Raw genomic sequence first — 18,125 nt, forward strand, 5'->3', positions numbered from 1 at the left:
TTTACTCTTTCAATATTCGCAACTTTGAATTGTTCTTTTAAACGAAGCTTCAGCAAAGAGCAAAAAAATTAATTAGTAGAATAACAATTTAAAAACAAAAATCATGACATATCACGATAATGAGGTCACGTTTTCAGTGGCTTCGAACAATTTAGTAAGCGGAACTTTTACCGTTAATAGTTTTTCTGTAACAAGCGGACAAGATCCGGATAATAAAATTCATGCAGGTTTAGTAGTTAGCTGTAAAAGTGATGGTACATTTACTTTTTCTGTAGGAAGAAAAGGCTCTTCAGATGTCGCGAGTTGGTTTTCGAAAAATATTCCGGCCAACAGAACAACGTTTAATCACGATCCGGATGATCTTAATTTTGCAATGATCGGAACCTTGGTTCTTAATTTCTCAAACGGAATCAACTGTACTTTTTACAATATAGCGATTGCTCAGGGTCACAGCGCAGGTAGTAATAATTGGTGGTTCGGAGGTCAGCAGGCAATGAACAATGGCGGTAATACGGTAATTTGCGGCGCATCCAGCAATCAACAGAATAATATTCCTTTGCTTCAGTTCCTAAGAGGTGGAAATGGAGTAAGCACTGTGGATGTTACGCCTAAAACCTTCTAATAAATAACATTTTTTATAGGGAAAAAGCTGCTCAAATGGGCAGCTTTTCTGATTTTATATTGAATGGTCAGTTAAAATACATCTGCCAAATCCTTTTGAGTTTCTTTTTCAAGATCAATGATAAATGTATCAATCATCGATTTCGTCATGCCAGGTTTTATGATGATATGCGTAATATTGTCATGCGTTGCCAATTGCCATTTGTATTGCAGTTCTTTATTCACGCGAGGAATTAAGATCGTTAAAGCATTAGGATTTCGCCAAACCTTAATTCCGAGTTTTGAAATTTTATCAAAAGTATACTCTGTAAGTTCCAGACAATTAAAGAACCTTTCACGCAGTCCTTCAGCTCCAAAAGCTTTAATGGCACACCATAAAATAAGCGGAGTTAATGCGTTGCGGGATCCGGTAATAGTATCGTCAAGATCATCAATTACATTCACAAAGCTTGATACTTTTTCTTTATTATGTTTTAAAACAATCACCACACCACAAGGAATGGGCGACCCGATAAATTTATGTCCGCTAATGATAATGGAATCTGCGCCTTCCGTAAAATCAAAATTAGGCTTTGGAGTAATAAATTGTGCATAACTTCCGCAAAAAGCCGCATCACAGTGAATATATCGGTCTTTGATATTAAAATCGTCCAAAATATCGCGAAGTTTCGTCACATCATCTTTGGCTTCTTTAATGGTAGTTCCGATATTAGCTATAACAATGGCAGGCAAATGCTGATGCAAGCTGAGTTTTTGTTTAAAATCTTCGTAATCGATTTCGCCGTTTTTCTGTGTTTTAATCTTTTCATATTTTATTCCTAAAAGATTAATATTTTTCTCAATACTGTAATGAGATTCTTCGGAAAAATAGACGATTGCGGAAGGATAAATTCTTTTCGCTAAATATAATCCGTAAAGATTTCCTTCTGTACTTCCGTTCGTGACATATCCCCAATAATTATTGATGGGAGCTTTCAACAATTGAGCAAAAAAGTCAATGACTTCTCTTTCAAAACTGTGGGTGTTTATTTGGTACGATCCACCTGAATAAAAAGAATCACCGACATTATTGATTGGGTATTTCAAAAATTTTTGAAGCGGTGAATAGTCGAAATCAAATGTACAGGGATATCCAAAAAAGTGATTAGATTTTTCATCTAAATATTTCTCTAGCTGGTCAAGCTTTGCCAGATCTTCGGATTTTAAATTTTTAATCATAGTAATAGTTTTTTAGTGTGAAGTAAAGATACACTTTAAAAATCAGTAATTGAATATTTTTCACAAAAAAGAGAGTAAATTTTTATTAACATTTGTCATAATCTCATTATTACTGAAAATGTGGAATAATTTAAGGCTTAAAATTAATAATCTTATGATGATTAGCTTCATATTCGGTCATTCATTTCTTTTTCCGTATTTTTGCACCCGAAAATTCATTACTCACTTATTAATCATTATTTAACATGCTTTCGGTTCAAGGTCTAGGATTACATCATTCAGGAACATATTTGTTTCAAAACGTGAATTTCACGATAAAAAAGGATGATAAAATTGGTTTAGTTGGAAAAAATGGAGCGGGAAAATCCACTTTATTGAAAATGCTTTCCGGAGAAATTACTTTCTACGAAGGAAATGTAGTTCCGGAAGGAAATATCACCATTGGTTTCCTGAAACAGGATCTAGATTTCGTAAAAGGAAGAACGGTTTGGGATGAAACGATGCAGGCTTTCGAACAAATCAATGCGTGGAAGAATGAATTGGAAGAAGTGAACCATCAGATGACCGTAAGAACTGACTACGAAAGTGATTCTTATACGGATCTTATCAACAAAATGACCGAACTGAACGATCTTTTGATGAACCATGACGCCTACAATCTGGAAGGCGATATGGAAAAAGTATTGTTTGGTCTTGGTTTCAAAGCAGATGATTTCCAAAAAATCACCGATGAATTTTCCGGGGGCTGGAGAATGAGAATTGAACTGGCAAAACTGCTTCTTCAAAAGAATGACATCATGCTTCTCGATGAGCCTACCAACCACTTGGATATGGAATCGATCATGTGGCTTGAAAACTTCTTGAAAGATTATCCGGGAGCGATCGTTCTGGTAAGTCACGATAAACAGTTCATGACGGCTGTTTGTAACAGAACTTTTGATGTGAACAACAGAAAAGTTGATGATTACAAAGCTAATTACTCTAAATATTTGGTGATGCGTGAAGATCGCCGTGAAAAACTGATTCAGGCTAAAAAGAATCAGGATGCGGAGATCAAGCAAATGGAAGATAATATCAACAAATTCCGTGCAAGTGCTACAAAAGCATCTTTTGCACAGTCTTTGATTAAAAAATTAGATAAAATTGAACGTATTGAAGTGGATAATGAAGACGTTTCAAAATTCAATATTCGTTTCGTTCAATCACAGGTTCCGGGGAAAGTTATTTTCGAAGCTGAAAATCTTGGAAAATCTTATGGTGAAAAACAAATCTTTGATGATGTAGATTTCATCGTTCAGAGAGGAGACAGAATTGCGCTTCTTGGACAAAACGGACAGGGAAAAACGACGTTGGCGAAAATTCTTGCCGGAGATATCAAAGATTATTCAGGAAACTGGAATCTTGGTCATAACGTAAATATCGGATATTTTGCTCAAAATCAGGAGGAAGTTTTAACACCAAATAAAACGGTTCAGGAAGAGGCGGAAGATGCTGCAACTGAAGAAACGAGACCTAGAGTTCGCGATTTGTTAGGATCTTTCCTTTTCCAAGGCGAAGCGGTGAATAAAAAGACGAAAGTACTTTCTGGAGGGGAAAGAAACCGTCTGGCACTTTGTAAATTGTTGTTACGTCCTTTCAACACGTTGATTATGGATGAGCCTACGAACCACTTGGATATTCAGTCTAAGGAAATTATTAAGCTGGCGCTTCAGAAATTTGAAGGAACGTTGATCGTAATTTCTCACGACAGAGAATTCCTGCAAGGTCTTTGTGATAAAATTTATGAATTCCGTGATGGTAAAATGAAAGAATTCTTAGGAGATATCAACGAATATCTTGAATTCAGACAAAAAGAATCTATCAGAGAAATTTCTGCCGAAAAAGCAAAACTTCATGGAGAGGAAGCGAAGGTTGAGGTAAAGGTGAAAAAAGAAGAAAAACCGGCAACAGAAAACAATCAATCATCCACTATTGTAAGCAAAGAGCAGAAAAATATTCAGAATAAAATAAAAAAAGTAGAAGAAAGAATTTCAGAGCTTGAGACAAAAGTGGAAGAATTTGAAGCTTCTTTTACCAAAGAAAACCCTTCTGAAGAAACACTGGAAAAATATAATAAAATTAAAGAAGACCTTGATCTTGCTTTGCAGGAGTGGGAGCATTTGGGAGCTCAGTTGGATTAATTTTATTTGGATTAAAATAAAACTGTTGAGATCCTTCGACTTTGCTCAGGATGACATTTCTAATACTAACTGTTTTTATTAGAGGTTAATTTGTAGCGATGTCCTGCTGAGCTTGTCGAAGCATCTCAATAAATAATAAGAGAAGTTGTAACAAAATTTCAATCTCTTCTACATATTACAAAACGCATTTTAATAAAAGTTTAAGCTAAAACTTAAATTATTTTTATAATTTTGACAAATGATTTTTAAGGAAAGCAGAAATCTGAAAAGTTTTATCTCCAAGCTATTGTTTGGGATCTACTTTATTGCGCTGTTTTCTCAAAATTTTCACAATCACAGTTCTGAAGAAGTTTTTAAGAATTTCAATTTCAAAAAAACAGAACATAAAATCTCAAATAATGTAGCTAAAGAAAAAGCCGGCGACTGTTTGGCTTGTCATTTCTTGGCTACTGGACATACTTTGGTTCCTGAAGAATTTAGTTTTCATTTCGAAAGTTATACTCACGAAGTAGAACAAATTATTGCTGTTCAGGAAAAAATCTGGTCTCAGACAAAATTCACTTTTCAACTTCGCGGTCCGCCCGCGATTTCTTAATTTTTTAAGATTCTTTTTTGGCTTTAATTAGGTTTAAAGTTTATTGTATTTCGTTGAATTTTTCAAATGGATAATTTTGAATTCATCATTTGATATTTGTAAAGAGGATCATAATTGATACTTTACATTATTAATCAATACAATTGGTTTTAACGAAAATCTATCAGCCATAAATTTCACATTTTTTACGAAATGTACCTTTTGTGAGGTACGCAATCTATCTATTTAACAATGAAATTGATATATAGTTTAATGCTTATTCTTTGCGGATTTGCATTTACAAACGCACAACAGACTTTTACTGTAGAAGGATCTGTACAGGATTTTCATGACAAAACCATGCTGGAAAATGCAGTAGTGAAAATTGGAGATTTTACTACAAAAACGGGTAAAAACGGTAAATTTTCTTTCAATAAAATTCCTGCGGGAAAATATATACTCATTGCTAAACATCCTGATTGTAATGATTATACTGAAAATATAGGAGTTAATCAGGATATGCACTTAGCAATTACCCTTGAACATCATGTTGAGGATATTGAGGTCGTTACATTGCACGGAAACCACAAAAAAAGTGGTTCTGTAATTATAAAAACGCTGGATAAAGCTGATATTGAAAGAAATTCTACCGAAAATCTGGGGAATTTGCTTTCGAGAATATCGGGAGTTACCGCGCTTAAAACTGGAAATAATATCACAAAACCTGTTATTCACGGGTTATACGGAAGCCGTATCGCTGTCTTGAATAACGGTGTGAAAATGGCAGAACAGGAATGGGGTGTAGAGCACGCTCCGAATGTGGATGTTAATGATTTTGAGCATATTGATGTCATTAAAGGAGCTTCTGCTTTAAAATACGGAAGCGATGCTGTAGGAGGAGTTGTCGTTCTGGAACCTGCTGTTTTACCTAAAAAAGATACCGTGATGGGAAGTGTAAAACTTTCCGGTATTTCTAACGGAAGAGGAGGCGAAATTGCTGCCAATGCCGCCAAAACCTGGAAAAACCAATGGTATGTAAAGACCGGAGGAAGTTATAAAAAGTTAGGGGATCTTTATATTCCTCATCATACGCTGCAAAATACGGGCGCGGAGGTGAATTCTTTTAATTTCTCTTTTGGAAATCATGGTTTTATGCAAGGATTTGATGTTTCGTACAGTGGCATTAATCAGGAATTTGGGATCTTTAAAGGGGCGCATTTGGGAAGTCCTTTAGATTTCAGAAATGCCATTAAATTCGGGCAGCCTTATTATCTGGATGATTTCAGTTATGATATTGTGAATCCTAAACAAGAGGTAGAGCATCATATCGCAAAACTGTCTGCCTACAAGCGTTTTGAGAATTTTGGAAAGGTAAGTTTTCAATACAGCTTTCAGTTGAATCGTCGTAAAGAATACGATATCAGAAGGGGTGAACTTAATGAACTTCCGTCTATGGATTTAAGGTTGATCACCCATTCAGCGAGTGTAACTCATCTTTTGGAAAGAGGAAACTGGAGTCTTGAAAGCGGTCTTTCAGCAGGTTTTCAGGATAATTATCCGAATCCGACAACAAAAGCAAGACGTTTAATTCCTGATTATTATAAATATGATGCAGGTGCTTTTTCTGTATTCAAATATAAATTCAGTTCAAAATTGAATGCAGAAGCGGGGGCAAGATATGATTTCAGTAGATATGATTCTTATAAATATTATGATGCGAAAGACTGGAACGAAAAATTTGCAAGCCGCTATCCTCAGTTTTTTGTGAAAGAGGTAGACAGCAGAATTTTAACCCGTCCTATTTTAGATTATCATAATTTTTCCGCCAATGTAGGATTGAATTATAAGCCGAATAATAATTTTGAAATGAAATTAAACCTTTCCAGAGCAGACAGAACGCCGAATCCGGCAGAGCTTTTTTCGGATGGCCTTCACCATTCTGCTGCGATTATTGAGGAAGGAGATTTATCGATTCAGAAAGAAACGGTGTATAACGCGAGCCTTTCATTAGCAGGGAAATTCAATGTTTTGAAAGGATTACATATTGAGGTGAATCCTTATTATATGATGTCGGATAGTTTTATCAATCAGGTTCCGACGGGGATCGAGTCTTCCAACAGAGGGGTTTTTCCGGTGTGGAGCTATCAGCAGATCAAAGCCAGAATTTTTGGAATTGATGCCGATGCCGAACTTAATATTCTGGATAATTTAAAATGGAATACAAGTTTCAGTGCTCTGAAAGGAGACGATTTAACTCATGACGAACCTTTGATCTTAATGATGCCGGCAAATCTTCGAAATGCGGTGGAATTTAAATTAAATACACCTAAAAATTTCTATGTAAGATTAGAAAATGAAAATGTGTTTAGACAAAACCGTTTTCCTATCAGAAATCAGAATGTAGATTTTATTGAAGACGGAACAGCGAAAACAGAAGAGCTTGATCTGAGCACTCCTCCGGCTGCCTACAGTATTTTCCACGCGTCTGTGGGTGCAGACCTATTCAAGAATCTGAATCTTAATTTCAGAATCAACAATATTTTTAATACAGAGTATCGCGAATATCTTAACAGACTGAGATATTTTATGCCGGAATCCGGTAGAAACTTTATCGTTACTCTGAAATACAACTTCTAAATTATTAAAACTTTAAAATTAAATTTAAAATGAAAAAATTATTCAATATAACACTATTACTTTTAGCTGCAGTTTTTATCTTATCATGTAGAAATGGGGATGATGATATTCCTGAAGATATCCACGAGCACGATGAGATCGGAAAAGTAGTTTTAACATTAACGAATAAAGCAGACGCTACCGATATACAGACTTTAAATGTAATCGGAGGTGTGGCAGATGGTCATCTTCATTTACACCAGGGAGATACATATGTTGCGGTGTTGGATTTCCAAATCAAGCATGATGATCACTATCATTCTTCATCGGAAATTAAAGAGGAAAAAGATCACCACTTCATCACATTTAATCCGGCTAATGCTGATATTAAAGTAATCAGAGCGTCAGATGACATCGAAAGAACAGACGGGCAGAAATTGGGAATGAAAACAGAATGGACGATCACTTCTGTAGCCTCTACAGGAAAAATGAATATTAAATTGATTCACGCGCCTACTTCTGTTAATCAAAACTATCCTTCTGCTTCTAACCAATTAGGTCAAACCGTTGGTGGAGAAAGTGATGTAGATATTACAGTAGATGCACATTAATAAAAAATAAACTTCATGTCTAGAGAAACAGGTTGCCCTTATTTGGGGCAGCCTGTTTTATTTTTGGCTAAAAATAAAACCTCCAAAATTGGAGGTTTGCGGGAACAAAGTTTATGTTTTTAGAATATATCAATCGATTATTTTATGGTTTCCAATAAGACCATTTGCTGCCATTGTAGATGGCTAGACGTTTTGCTCCGGCTTTGTTTACGTACACCATCATTCCGGCTGCCGGGCTTGGGATATTCTGAACATCCTGAACGATTGGCAATACCATTGATTTTGTAGTAGATTCCAACACCAGAAGACCATTTGCTGTGCTTGATGCTGCTCCGATGATTACTTTTTCGCCCGCTCCTTCAGTAATCTGAGCTACTGTTGGCTGAGTTGCTAATGCAGTTGTAATGTTTGCATCCTGTCCGCTTAGATCTATCCATGCTCCGTTGTAATATTTTACGCGGGCTTTTGTGGCATCTGTTGCGTCAAGAATCAAAGTTCCTTCTGCGGGAGCTGTAGGTAAAGTTCTTACGTATGGCAGAATGATTCCTTTATTTTGATTAGGAGCAAAGTCTAATAAAACAGACGTTTTTACAGTTGCAGTACCTACCGCATCTCCTACGATAATTTGTGCATTCGAAAGGGCTGCGATTCCTATAAATATTCCTGATATTATTTTTTTCATTGTATTAATTTTTGAGTTGTTAGTTTTAAAAAGATTACGGACAAGTTGGTGTGCTGAAACAGCTCCATGCAGTTCCGTCATAGATTTTTAAACATTTTACGGTTGTATCATATACCATCATTCCTTCTTGTGGAGAAACTAAAGCAGTTATTTGTGTGGTAGATAATCTTGAGATTACAAATCCTTTATTATTCGATTCTAAAGCTAAATGTCCCGATTTTCTGTTTGCAGGCCATGCTCCGTTATTCGGCGTTATTTTTTGTAAATTAGAAATACCTACTTTCGTGATGGTGCCTGCTGTTGCGGTATTGGCGTCGTCATAGCATACACATCTCAGGATGAAATAATCATTCGTTCTCGGATAATAAGTATCTCCGAATACAGGAGTTTCTGTAGAACGGAAATTGGTTGTTGAACCATTTGTTCCCTGTTGTTTTATTTCAAATTTAAAGGTTTCATTAGGTTCATAAACCGTATCATTTACTGAATTAATATTGATGGCAATTCCATCTTCATCATTGCTCGGACTTGCGTATCCGGGCGTAACACCACCATCATAATTACCAGCAGGAATGGTAATCAGATAAATATTGGATCCAGCTGTGTGGGCTATTGTAGGTGTTCCGTGTGAATTCGCTACAGGCGTTAAGGCTATGTCATTATCTGAAGCTAATGCAGTACCGTTATTTGGATTGATTAATTCTACGGCTACAGTAGTTGATGCTCTTACAGCTCCGTTTATTCGTAGGAATAAATTTCCATTGCTTGATCCTTCACAAGATGACAAAGCGTTGGAAAATTTTAAATCAATAATAGGATCTACTGTTATTTTAACATCATCCAGAAAATTTCCAAGACCGCCACTTCCACCGTCAACAAGAGCTCTGAATCCTACTCTGTAAACTCCGGCTGTTCCGTTAAATGTATAATTTCCAGAATTGGTTGACCATTGAGATATGCTGGAAGGGGTAGCTGTAGATTTAATCGTTGCGATATTTACTTCACTTTGATTTTCGATCACCATGGCAGCTTGTTCTTGAGTTCGGGATCTTGCTCTGTGCTTGAAATCATAACTGATGATATCGCCAGGAACTAGATACATATTTTGATAAATCATTGAGCTTACAAAAGCATTCAACTCAACAAAATTGCTTCCCTGAGCTGCATTCACACTATTATATCCCGTGCCCCAAACTTCAATCGGGTGACAGGCTCCCACAAATCCTGATGTACATGAATTGGCCTGAGATGGATGTGAAGTATACCACGGGGAAGTAACACCTGAGCCTGCATCGAAAGTTGAACCATAACCGAAATTAGAGTCAATTTGAACCACAGTTGCATTGGCAACTCCAAATTCCAATCCGGGATTTACAACAACTCTGGTTTGTGCAAAACTGGTTTGTGAAATTCCTAATAATAGCGCAATTGCAGAGATTCCAAATTGTTTTTTACCAAATTGAAATTCTGCAAATCTGGTAGAGATTTTCATAGTTTATTATTTATACTTTTTATTAAATTATTTTCAAGGCTTAGTTTGTATTTATGCTATACATAAAAATTTCTAGGAAAAAATACAATAAGGGACAATAGATTATCCTGCGATTTTAAGCGTAAAATCTTTGGTTTAACTTAAAGAGAAGTAAAATTTGCCTTAGTATTTAGTTTTCGGTTGCAAAAGTAAATAAAAAATTGGCTTTTGATGATTTTTTTATATTAATTTATAAATAATTATAGATTAATATTTATGAATTTTAATATTTCTATGGATTTTTTTTAATGAAAATTGAATTTTTGTGGTACGTCCTAATAGTTGTCGTGTAAACTTATTATCATGTTAAAGGTGCCAGATTTTGGTCAAGTTTTTAGTTGTATTATTCCTTATATATAAGAAGGAAAATTGCAATGTCTTCCTTTTAACAATATTTGGCTGTATAAGTTGATTTTAATTGATAGATTTTCATAAAATTTTCATATTTTTGCAACCTAAAATTTTAATCAATAATGAAGGTTACTGCAAAAAACCATGATGATGTAAGTGCATTGCTTACAGTGACATTGGAAAAATCTGACTATAAGGAAAAAGTTGAAAAACAATTGATTAATTATGCTAAAAATGCACAAGTTCCTGGATTCAGAAAAGGGAAAGTGCCTTTGAGTATGGTTAGAAAACAATATGAAGCGGGAATTGCTTTTGAAGAAATCAACAAGCAGGTTTCTGATGCTTTGAACGGATATGTTAACGATAACAAGCTAAGATTAGTTGGTCAGCCGGTTCCTCAACCAGTGAACGAATTAGATTACAATGCTGATCAAATTCAGGTTGCTTTTGAAGTTGGGTACGAGCCTGAATTCACTATCGATTTAGCTAAATATGAGGCTCCTCACTACAAAGTAGAAGCTTCTGAAAAAGAAATCAACAAAAGTATTGAGAACATGCAGAAGCGTTTCGCAGAGCAGGCTCCTCAAGAAAAAATCAATAAAGATTCTTACATCGCTTTAGAAGTTTCTCAGGTTGTTGAGGAAGATGCTGAAGGAGAGCACCACCACCACCCAAAGAACGTTACCATTAACGCTGAAAACAAAGAAGCTTTCAAATTGGTAAAATCTTTGAAAATGGACGGTTCTGTAAAAGTTTCTAAAGAAACTCTTGCTGAAAACGAAGAATTGGCTAAAGAATTAGGATTCTCTAAAGAAGAAGTTGAGCACTTACACCACGCTGAAGTTGAGGTGAAAGTAAAAGATTTCTATGGTCTTAACTTGGCTGAACTTAACCAAGAATTATTCGATAAAGTATACGGAGAAGGAAACATCACAACAGAAGATGGACTTAAAGAAAAAGTAAAATCTGAATTAGACGAGTACTTCCAGCAAAATGCTGATGTTCACTTTGTGAATAAAGTGTTGGAGCAAGTTTCTGAAAAAGAAGAAGTTGCACTTCCTGAAGCATTCTTAATCAAGTGGTTATTATTCTCTAACCAAAACATTCAAACTGAAGAGCAAGCTAAAGAAATTCTTGAAGCTGAAAAAACTCAATTGAAATATCAAATCATCGAAGGTAAATTGATGACGGATAACGAAATTCAGTTAGATTATGCTGATGTTTTAGCACAAGCTGAGCAATTGGTAAGAAATCAATTGGCTATCTACGGAATCCACCACTTAGGTGATGAGGAAATCCAGAAATATGCTGTTGAAATGTTGAAAGACCAAGAGCAGGTAAGACAAATTTCATCTGAAGTAGCTATGGCTAAATTGAAAGATGTAATTCTTGAAAAAGCTACTAAAAAGGAAACTGCAATCTCTCACGATGAGTTTTTAGAAGAGCTTAAAAAATAATTTATTTAGATATAAATATTTCAAAACCACCATTTTTTTGGTGGTTTTTTGTTTTTGAAAACCAATTTATCTTTTACATTTTTTATATTTACAGTCATAAATAATGTATATGAAAAAATTAATCATACCGTTCTTTTGTGTTCTACTTTTTTCCACGTCGGTAGAAGCACAGGAAACTGCGGCAAAAGCAACGAAAACAGAGGCTAAACAGTCTAAACTTACGCCTAAGGAGGTCATTGATAACTATCTTAAAGCATTAGGCGGAAAAGAAAAACTGGAAGCGGTAAAAACTACAATTACAGATAATACACTTTCTGTACAGGGAATGGAATTTACGATGTCTACAAAAAAGATGGGCAACAAATTCAAATCTGAGCAAAAAGTAATGGGGCAAACAATGACTCAGCTTTTTGACGGTGAAAAAGGATATTTTGACCAAATGGGACAAAAAAATATGATCCCTGCCGATAAAGTGGCTGATCTAAAAAAAGGAAAACCTATCGAAGCTCTAGGCTATGATGCGAGTAATTTCCAAACGGTAACGGTTGAAAAAGTAGACGGAAAAGATTACAATGTTTTGTCTTCCGATAAAGGACAGTATTATTTCGATACGACAACAGGATTATTGTACAAATCAAGCTCTAAAGAAGGCACCGCAGTTATTAAAAGCTATATGACGGTTGACGGAATTAAATTTCCTGAAGAAATAGAAGCTGAAGGAAACGGACAGAAAATTACCATTAAAACAACGAAAGTGGTGATTAATTCTGGAGTTTCGGATCAAGATTTTAAAGGATAATTTAAGCTTATTATAAACACAAAACCGCAGATCTCTCTGCGGTTTTTTATTGTTTAAAAATGATAATGATTAAGAACCATATTCATTTTTCCATTCATCGGCAACTTCGCTCAGAACGCCGTAAAATTCTTCACCATACTTTCTGATCAAAGGAGTTTTCAGGAATTTATAAATAGGAACCTGAAGCTCTTTTCCTAGCGTACAAGCATCGTTACAAACATTCCATTCATGATAATTTAGAGCGGTAAATGTAGAATATTCATTCACACGAATAGGGTAGAGGTGACACGAAATAGGCTTTTGCCAATCTACAGCGCCATCTTCATACGCTTTTTCAATTCCGCACTTGGTAATTCCTTTTTCGTCGAAGGTCACATACGCACATTCGCGGTTTTCTACCATTGGAGTAACGTACATTCCATCCATCGGATCGGTCGTCCATGTTCCGATTTCTTCAATGGATTTGATGCCTTCCTGAGTGAGATAAGGTTTAATTTTATCAAAGATGTTATCTAAGATTTCGAGCTCGTTTTTATCTAACGGAGCACCCACATCTCCTTCCACGCAACATGCGCCTTTACATTTTGAAAGGTTACACACAAACTCTTCGGAAAAAATATCCTCGGAAATCAATTTATCGTCAATCTGAATCATAATCTAAAAAAAATCAAAATAAGTACCTGCTTTAAAGATAATTAAACTAAAAATAATAAGCCAAACGCTTACTTCCTGCATCCAATATTTAGGTAAAAACTTCATCATTCTGCTGATGATAATGGTTGATGGAAAGGCAAGAAGAAGTAAATATTCATAACTGTTATTCATATACAGAATAATAGTAACAAGCTGTGCCAAAGAAAATACAAGTAAAAAAGTGTATTTGTACCTGCTGATTGGGCTCTTTTTATTATAATTTTTAAAATGGTCATATATCGAGTAGATCAGCATTAATACGATCGGAATTAAAGGTGAAATATCGCTGTAATCTGTTACAAGCTTCATCTTTCCAAATGGTAAATAATCTATATTCCACGTTGTATAATCAAAGAAATACATGATGGAAAAATAGCTGAAAGCAATTAAAATAATTCCCAATAAAAATCTGAAAAGGTTTAAAGCAATTCTTTCAGACGTTGCAATTACGTGCACGATCACAAAAACAGCCATTGGCCATGTTGTCGGAAGAAAAATAAAATTCAGTGCCACAATAGAGCCTACCAAAACATAAGATTTCTTTCGTATATCTTCATTTGTACTCGTTAAAAGCAGCAAAAGGAAAGAATTCGTTAATAAAGAAACGGCAATCCCGATATCTAAATTTCCCGGATATAAACCGAAAATAAAAAATGTATATAAAAATAATGGCAGATGCGTTTGGTAATTCAGCGCAATGCTGTGAAAACAAAAATATCCCAAAGCGATTCCCAGAAAAGTAATTCCGGCAATAATAGCTTCATAAGTGTTGAAATTCAGTATGTTAAATAATATTACTACTAAAAGAAGAAAACCAATATAAACAGGAATTGAAAAAATATTGCTTTCTTTTGAAAGTAATTTAAACATTTTTTATAAATTTGTACAAAGTTAATTTAAAAAAGGAAAATAATGACGTCTTTCTTTCTATTCTTAAGCAAAGTTTTCAAATGGTCTTTCGGTTTCTTTGATGCTTTCGGTAATGTTTTAAACTGGATTCTATTTATTGTTTGCTGCGTATTGTTTACGTACTGGTGCTACGTTCTTGTAGCTACACTGGGTGGTGACAAAGATAAAGACTATTATTCTCCAACGGAAGGTAAGCATCCTTACTACGATCCGAATATCTACAAAAAAGAAGGTTAATTAATTGGTTATATAGTAAAAAACCGATCAATACTTTATGTTTGATCGGTTTTTTTATATTAATGATTAAAATCTCACTGGTTGTTTTCGTGAATAGGAAGCACCAAAACCGGAACGGGAGAATTCTTTGTAATCCCTTTCGTTAAGCTTCCGATAAAGACATCATAGATTTCGCTTCTTCCGTGTGAACCCATCACAATGAAATCTGCATTTTTATCCTGAGTATACTCGAGAATAATATCTTTGGCAATTCCTTGTTTCAAGAGATGTTCGCAATCTACATCGTAAGCTAGTATTTTCTGCTCAATTTTATTTAACTGAACCAGCTCCTCACGAATTTCGTTTTCTTCCACTTCAGGAAAATACTGAAATCCCATATCGCCAATGGCAAAACCAATATCCGATGGAGCCACATGGATCAGGAAAATTTTACCATTTACCTGTTTTGCAAATTTTACTGCACCTTCTACAAGTTGCTCTGTTTTGTCCCCAAAATCTACGGGTAATATAATATTTACCATAACCTTTATTTTGTTTACTAAAGATAGGAAAATTATGCCAAAGCAGAGGTCTAATTACCTATAAAATTCGAATATCCAGAATTTTTTCATCCTCAAGGTAAGCTTCCAAAATATCATTTTCATCTACCTTTCCAACTCCTTTTGGCGTTCCTGTAAAAATAAGGTCACCCACTCTCAAAGTAAAGTATTGCGAAACAAAAGCAATGATATCATCAACGGTAAAAATCATATCTTTTGTATTTCCGTCCTGAACATTCTCTTTGTTCTTCAGCAATGAGAAATTAAGCGATTCTAGGTTATAATTTTCCTTTTTAAAAAAATTTCCAACCACAGCAGAACCGTCAAAACCTTTCGCCAATTCCCAAGGTAAGCCTTTAGATTTCAATTCACTTTGAAGGTCTCGCGCTGTAAAATCTATTCCAAGCCCAATTTCTTCATAATGTTTATGAGCCGTTTCTTTCTGAATATATTTTCCGCCTTTCGAAATTTTTACCACAACTTCTAGTTCATAATGAACATCGTTAGAAAATTCAGGAATATAAAAATCATTTCCCTTCAAAACTGCCGTATCAGGCTTCATAAAAATCACAGGTTTTTCAGGAATTTCATTTCCTAATTCTTTCGCGTGCTCACTGTAATTTCTTCCTATACAGATTATTTTCATAATTTTTTATGTCATTGCGAGAAGTGTAAAAGCTTATACTTAGCTTGTCGAAGTAAAGCAATCTCGCTGTTATTATTTATTTTTTTTAGGAGCTTTTTCCCGCTTTCCGCTGTATCTTTTGTTTCGCTGCGCTGTACAAAAGGATGCCGCTGCAATCGGGGCTATGAATGTAAATTGTCAATTTCTTCGAGTGAATAGTTAATTTTTAATATGGCTTAAAAATTCACTTGCGAAGCAAAATTTACCATTTATGATTCACCTTGCAAAACCACCCCGTCAAAAATTCTTTCGAATTTTCGCCACCCCTCCAGAGAAGGGGAATTATTCTCTGTCATTTCAATATTTTGTAATAACCAGAAAGTTTGTCATCCTGAAAGGATCTAGGCACGAATCTTCTAAATTATATTTCTAATACTATGTTTAGATCCTTTCAGGATGACAGATATACTGTTCATTTGCGAAGCAAAATTCACAATTCACAATTGCCTCGTCAATTAACACACAAACTCATTCCCACAGTAGTAGCAAATAAACTTATGGCTTTTCAAAATAGAAACACCAAAGAAGCTCGTTGCGCTATCGTCTCTATAAATATGATTCGAACCACATTTCGGACAAACAAAATCGAATTCCGGATTCTCAATAGTATGTTCTACTTCCAGAGAAAATTCTTCATTCTCTTTGTAGTCTTCCAATACTTTTTTAGCTTTTTCCAAATCTTCATCGAAAACCTGCAACTGAATTCCGCCCACAGCCTGAGAAAGCAACCAATCCGACTGAATTAGCTGTTCGTTTGCAATGAAGCTGTTGATGCCGTTTTCAGCCAAAATCTGCTTGTCTCTGTTGGCCTGAAGAGCCGTTTCGTAAAATTTGAATTTAACCAGCTCGCTCATATTTTAAAATTTACTTGAAAGTTGAATTTTAGTTAAAACTTTTTTCGTGTAAAGAGGGAAATCGGCATTTTGCAACCATCCGAAATATCCCAAATCTTTTTGAAAAACAGCTTTTACTGCCTGTCCTTTATATTTACCGAAGTTGAAAACTTCTTCGTTTTTATCATTAAACCCTATAAATCCTGCTAAATCTGCATTTTTATTATGGAATGTAAATTCACTTAATGCTGCAATTTCATTCGGAATATCATCATATTTCCCAATTTGAGCATCTAAAACCTCAAAAGTAGCCATCACATCTGCTTCAGCCGAATGTGCATTTTCCAAGGTTTTTCCACAGTAAAACTGATAGGCAGCACCTAAGTTTCTAGGCTCTTTTTTATGGAAAATCGTCTGAGCATCCACCAATTTGAATTTACTCAAATCAAAATCCATTCCTACTCTCAATAATTCCTCTGCCAACAAAGGAACATCGAATCTGTTTGAATTAAAACCTCCCAAATCGGTACCGGCAATCATTTCCATTACTTTAGATGCAATTTCTTTGAAAGTAGGTGCATCTTTCACGTCTTCATCATAAATCCCGTGAATATCGCTGCTTTCCTTCGGAATCGCCATTTCAGGGTTTACTTTCCATGTTTTGCTTTCTCTCGATGCATCAGGATTTACCTTTAAAATACAGATTTCAACAATTCTGTCTTTTCCGATATTGGTTCCTGTTGTTTCTAAATCAAAGATACAAAGAGGTTTATGTAGTTTTAAGTTCATTTCTGATAATTTGAAAATGTGTTAATTTGATAATTTGAAAATGTTTTCAGGGAAAAACTTCATGCTCCCCTCATTCATCTCCCAGCCATTACAGCTGTTTTTGAAATATAATTGATACTAATATATAATAAATGACAAGCATCGGAATTCCCACGATCTGGAATATCGCTAAAATAGCAATTCCGCCTCCTAAAAGTACGATTTTGGAATAATTATCCTGTAATTTTTTAGATTTAAATTTCATGGCCATCATTTTTACCGGACTTATCAGAAGCCATGATGTAAGGAGTGTTAATACAATCAGCAGCGGTGCGCTTTCAAATAGAAAACTAAAGGCATTCATTTCTTTAAAAGCATAATATAATCCGAATAATAAAACTGTATTTGTTGGCGTATTTAAGCCTTTAAAATAATATCGCTGTTCTTCATCCAGATTAAAAATAGCCAGTCTTAAACATGAAAATACGGTAACAATTAAACCGATATACTTGATTTCGAAAAATAAATTAATTCCAAAAATCTCACTTCCGAAAGGTTCTAGCGCTTTAAACATCGTTAATCCCGGAATAACTCCAAAGCTTACCATATCTGCAAGAGAATCGAGCTGAAGACCAAGATTTGAATTGGATTTTACTGCTCTTGCAACAAAACCATCGAAGAAATCGAAAATAGAAGAAAGGATCAGACAAATCGCAGTGGTCTGATAATCGCCTAAGATCAGATGGATGGCTCCTACACATCCTGCAAAAAGATTTCCTAAGGTTAAAGCATTGGCCAGATTATTTTTTATAAAATTCATT

At 34.9% G+C, this 18,125-nt stretch carries 18 protein-coding genes; 8 read left to right on the top strand and 10 right to left on the bottom strand.

Annotated features, from left to right (window positions below):
* Positions 1-103: 103 nt before the first annotated feature.
* Positions 104-622 (top strand): hypothetical protein, encoded by a 519-nt coding sequence (locus ABEG63_RS02490; RefSeq protein WP_346582718.1) that lies wholly within the window; start codon positions 104-106, stop codon positions 620-622.
* 71 nt (positions 623-693) lie between these two features.
* On the opposite strand, the gene ABEG63_RS02495 is transcribed toward ABEG63_RS02490, so the two are convergent.
* Complete coding sequence (locus ABEG63_RS02495) at positions 694-1,839, bottom strand: histidine decarboxylase (protein WP_346582720.1); 1,146 nt, start codon at positions 1,837-1,839, stop codon at positions 694-696.
* A 245-nt stretch (positions 1,840-2,084) separates the two neighbouring features.
* Here ABEG63_RS02495 and ABEG63_RS02500 point away from each other — a divergent pair, with 245 nt between their 5' ends.
* The 4 genes from ABEG63_RS02500 to ABEG63_RS02515 all read left to right on the top strand — a co-directional run bounded on the left by ABEG63_RS02500 (position 2,085) and on the right by ABEG63_RS02515 (position 7,820).
* Positions 2,085-4,019, top strand: coding sequence for an ABC-F family ATP-binding cassette domain-containing protein (locus ABEG63_RS02500; protein ID WP_346582722.1), 1,935 nt, complete (start codon positions 2,085-2,087; stop codon positions 4,017-4,019).
* 238 nt (positions 4,020-4,257) lie between these two features.
* The gene (locus ABEG63_RS02505; RefSeq protein WP_346582724.1) at positions 4,258-4,614 is read left to right on the top strand and encodes a hypothetical protein; all 357 of its coding nucleotides are present in this window, start codon (positions 4,258-4,260) and stop codon (positions 4,612-4,614) included.
* A 231-nt stretch (positions 4,615-4,845) separates the two neighbouring features.
* Positions 4,846-7,230: a TonB-dependent receptor gene (locus ABEG63_RS02510; protein WP_346582726.1), complete on the top strand. Its 2,385-nt coding sequence runs from the start codon at positions 4,846-4,848 to the stop codon at positions 7,228-7,230.
* Between the two features lie 29 nt (positions 7,231-7,259).
* Positions 7,260-7,820: a hypothetical protein gene (locus ABEG63_RS02515; RefSeq protein WP_346582727.1), complete on the top strand. Its 561-nt coding sequence runs from the start codon at positions 7,260-7,262 to the stop codon at positions 7,818-7,820.
* A gap of 142 nt (positions 7,821-7,962) precedes the next feature.
* Here the strand turns inward: ABEG63_RS02515 and ABEG63_RS02520 are convergent, their stop codons facing one another.
* Positions 7,963-8,502, bottom strand: a complete 540-nt coding sequence (locus ABEG63_RS02520; protein WP_346582728.1) for a hypothetical protein — start codon at positions 8,500-8,502, stop codon at positions 7,963-7,965.
* 34 nt (positions 8,503-8,536) lie between these two features.
* Positions 8,537-9,994 (bottom strand): hypothetical protein, encoded by a 1,458-nt coding sequence (locus tag ABEG63_RS02525; protein WP_346582729.1) that lies wholly within the window; start codon positions 9,992-9,994, stop codon positions 8,537-8,539.
* A 512-nt stretch (positions 9,995-10,506) separates the two neighbouring features.
* On the opposite strand from ABEG63_RS02525, the gene ABEG63_RS02530 reads away from it, so the two are divergent.
* On the top strand, positions 10,507-11,841 hold the full coding sequence (locus ABEG63_RS02530; protein ID WP_267401862.1) for a trigger factor: 1,335 nt from the start codon (positions 10,507-10,509) through the stop codon (positions 11,839-11,841).
* Positions 11,842-11,950: 109 nt separating this feature from the next.
* Positions 11,951-12,640: a hypothetical protein gene (locus ABEG63_RS02535; protein WP_346582731.1), complete on the top strand. Its 690-nt coding sequence runs from the start codon at positions 11,951-11,953 to the stop codon at positions 12,638-12,640.
* 69 nt (positions 12,641-12,709) lie between these two features.
* Here the strand turns inward: ABEG63_RS02535 and ABEG63_RS02540 are convergent, their stop codons facing one another.
* Entirely contained in the window at positions 12,710-13,294 is a 585-nt protein-coding gene (locus tag ABEG63_RS02540; protein ID WP_312388789.1) for a DUF3109 family protein, read from the bottom strand.
* A 3-nt stretch (positions 13,295-13,297) separates the two neighbouring features.
* Positions 13,298-14,203: a DUF6427 family protein gene (locus tag ABEG63_RS02545; RefSeq protein WP_346582733.1), complete on the bottom strand. Its 906-nt coding sequence runs from the start codon at positions 14,201-14,203 to the stop codon at positions 13,298-13,300.
* Positions 14,204-14,245: 42 nt separating this feature from the next.
* On the opposite strand from ABEG63_RS02545, the gene ABEG63_RS02550 reads away from it, so the two are divergent.
* Positions 14,246-14,479 carry a hypothetical protein gene (locus ABEG63_RS02550; protein ID WP_267401858.1) on the top strand — a complete coding sequence of 78 codons (234 nt, stop codon included), beginning with the start codon at positions 14,246-14,248 and terminating at the stop codon, positions 14,477-14,479.
* Between the two features lie 74 nt (positions 14,480-14,553).
* Here the strand turns inward: ABEG63_RS02550 and ABEG63_RS02555 are convergent, their stop codons facing one another.
* The 5 genes from ABEG63_RS02555 to ABEG63_RS02575 all read right to left on the bottom strand — a co-directional run bounded on the left by ABEG63_RS02555 (position 14,554) and on the right by ABEG63_RS02575 (position 18,124).
* Entirely contained in the window at positions 14,554-15,000 is a 447-nt protein-coding gene (locus ABEG63_RS02555) for a universal stress protein (RefSeq protein ID WP_267401857.1), read from the bottom strand.
* A 58-nt stretch (positions 15,001-15,058) separates the two neighbouring features.
* Positions 15,059-15,664 carry a fumarylacetoacetate hydrolase family protein gene (locus tag ABEG63_RS02560; protein WP_346582735.1) on the bottom strand — a complete coding sequence of 202 codons (606 nt, stop codon included), beginning with the start codon at positions 15,662-15,664 and terminating at the stop codon, positions 15,059-15,061.
* Positions 15,665-16,158: 494 nt separating this feature from the next.
* The gene (locus tag ABEG63_RS02565; protein ID WP_346582737.1) at positions 16,159-16,557 is read right to left on the bottom strand and encodes a DUF2007 domain-containing protein; all 399 of its coding nucleotides are present in this window, start codon (positions 16,555-16,557) and stop codon (positions 16,159-16,161) included.
* A 3-nt stretch (positions 16,558-16,560) separates the two neighbouring features.
* Positions 16,561-17,325, bottom strand: coding sequence for an exonuclease domain-containing protein (locus tag ABEG63_RS02570; RefSeq protein ID WP_346582738.1), 765 nt, complete (start codon positions 17,323-17,325; stop codon positions 16,561-16,563).
* A gap of 88 nt (positions 17,326-17,413) precedes the next feature.
* Positions 17,414-18,124: a CDP-alcohol phosphatidyltransferase family protein gene (locus tag ABEG63_RS02575; protein ID WP_346582740.1), complete on the bottom strand. Its 711-nt coding sequence runs from the start codon at positions 18,122-18,124 to the stop codon at positions 17,414-17,416.
* Position 18,125 lies beyond the last annotated feature (1 nt).

Source organism: Chryseobacterium sp. C39-AII1 (assembly GCF_039672645.1).
Lineage (GTDB): Bacteria > Bacteroidota > Bacteroidia > Flavobacteriales > Weeksellaceae > Chryseobacterium.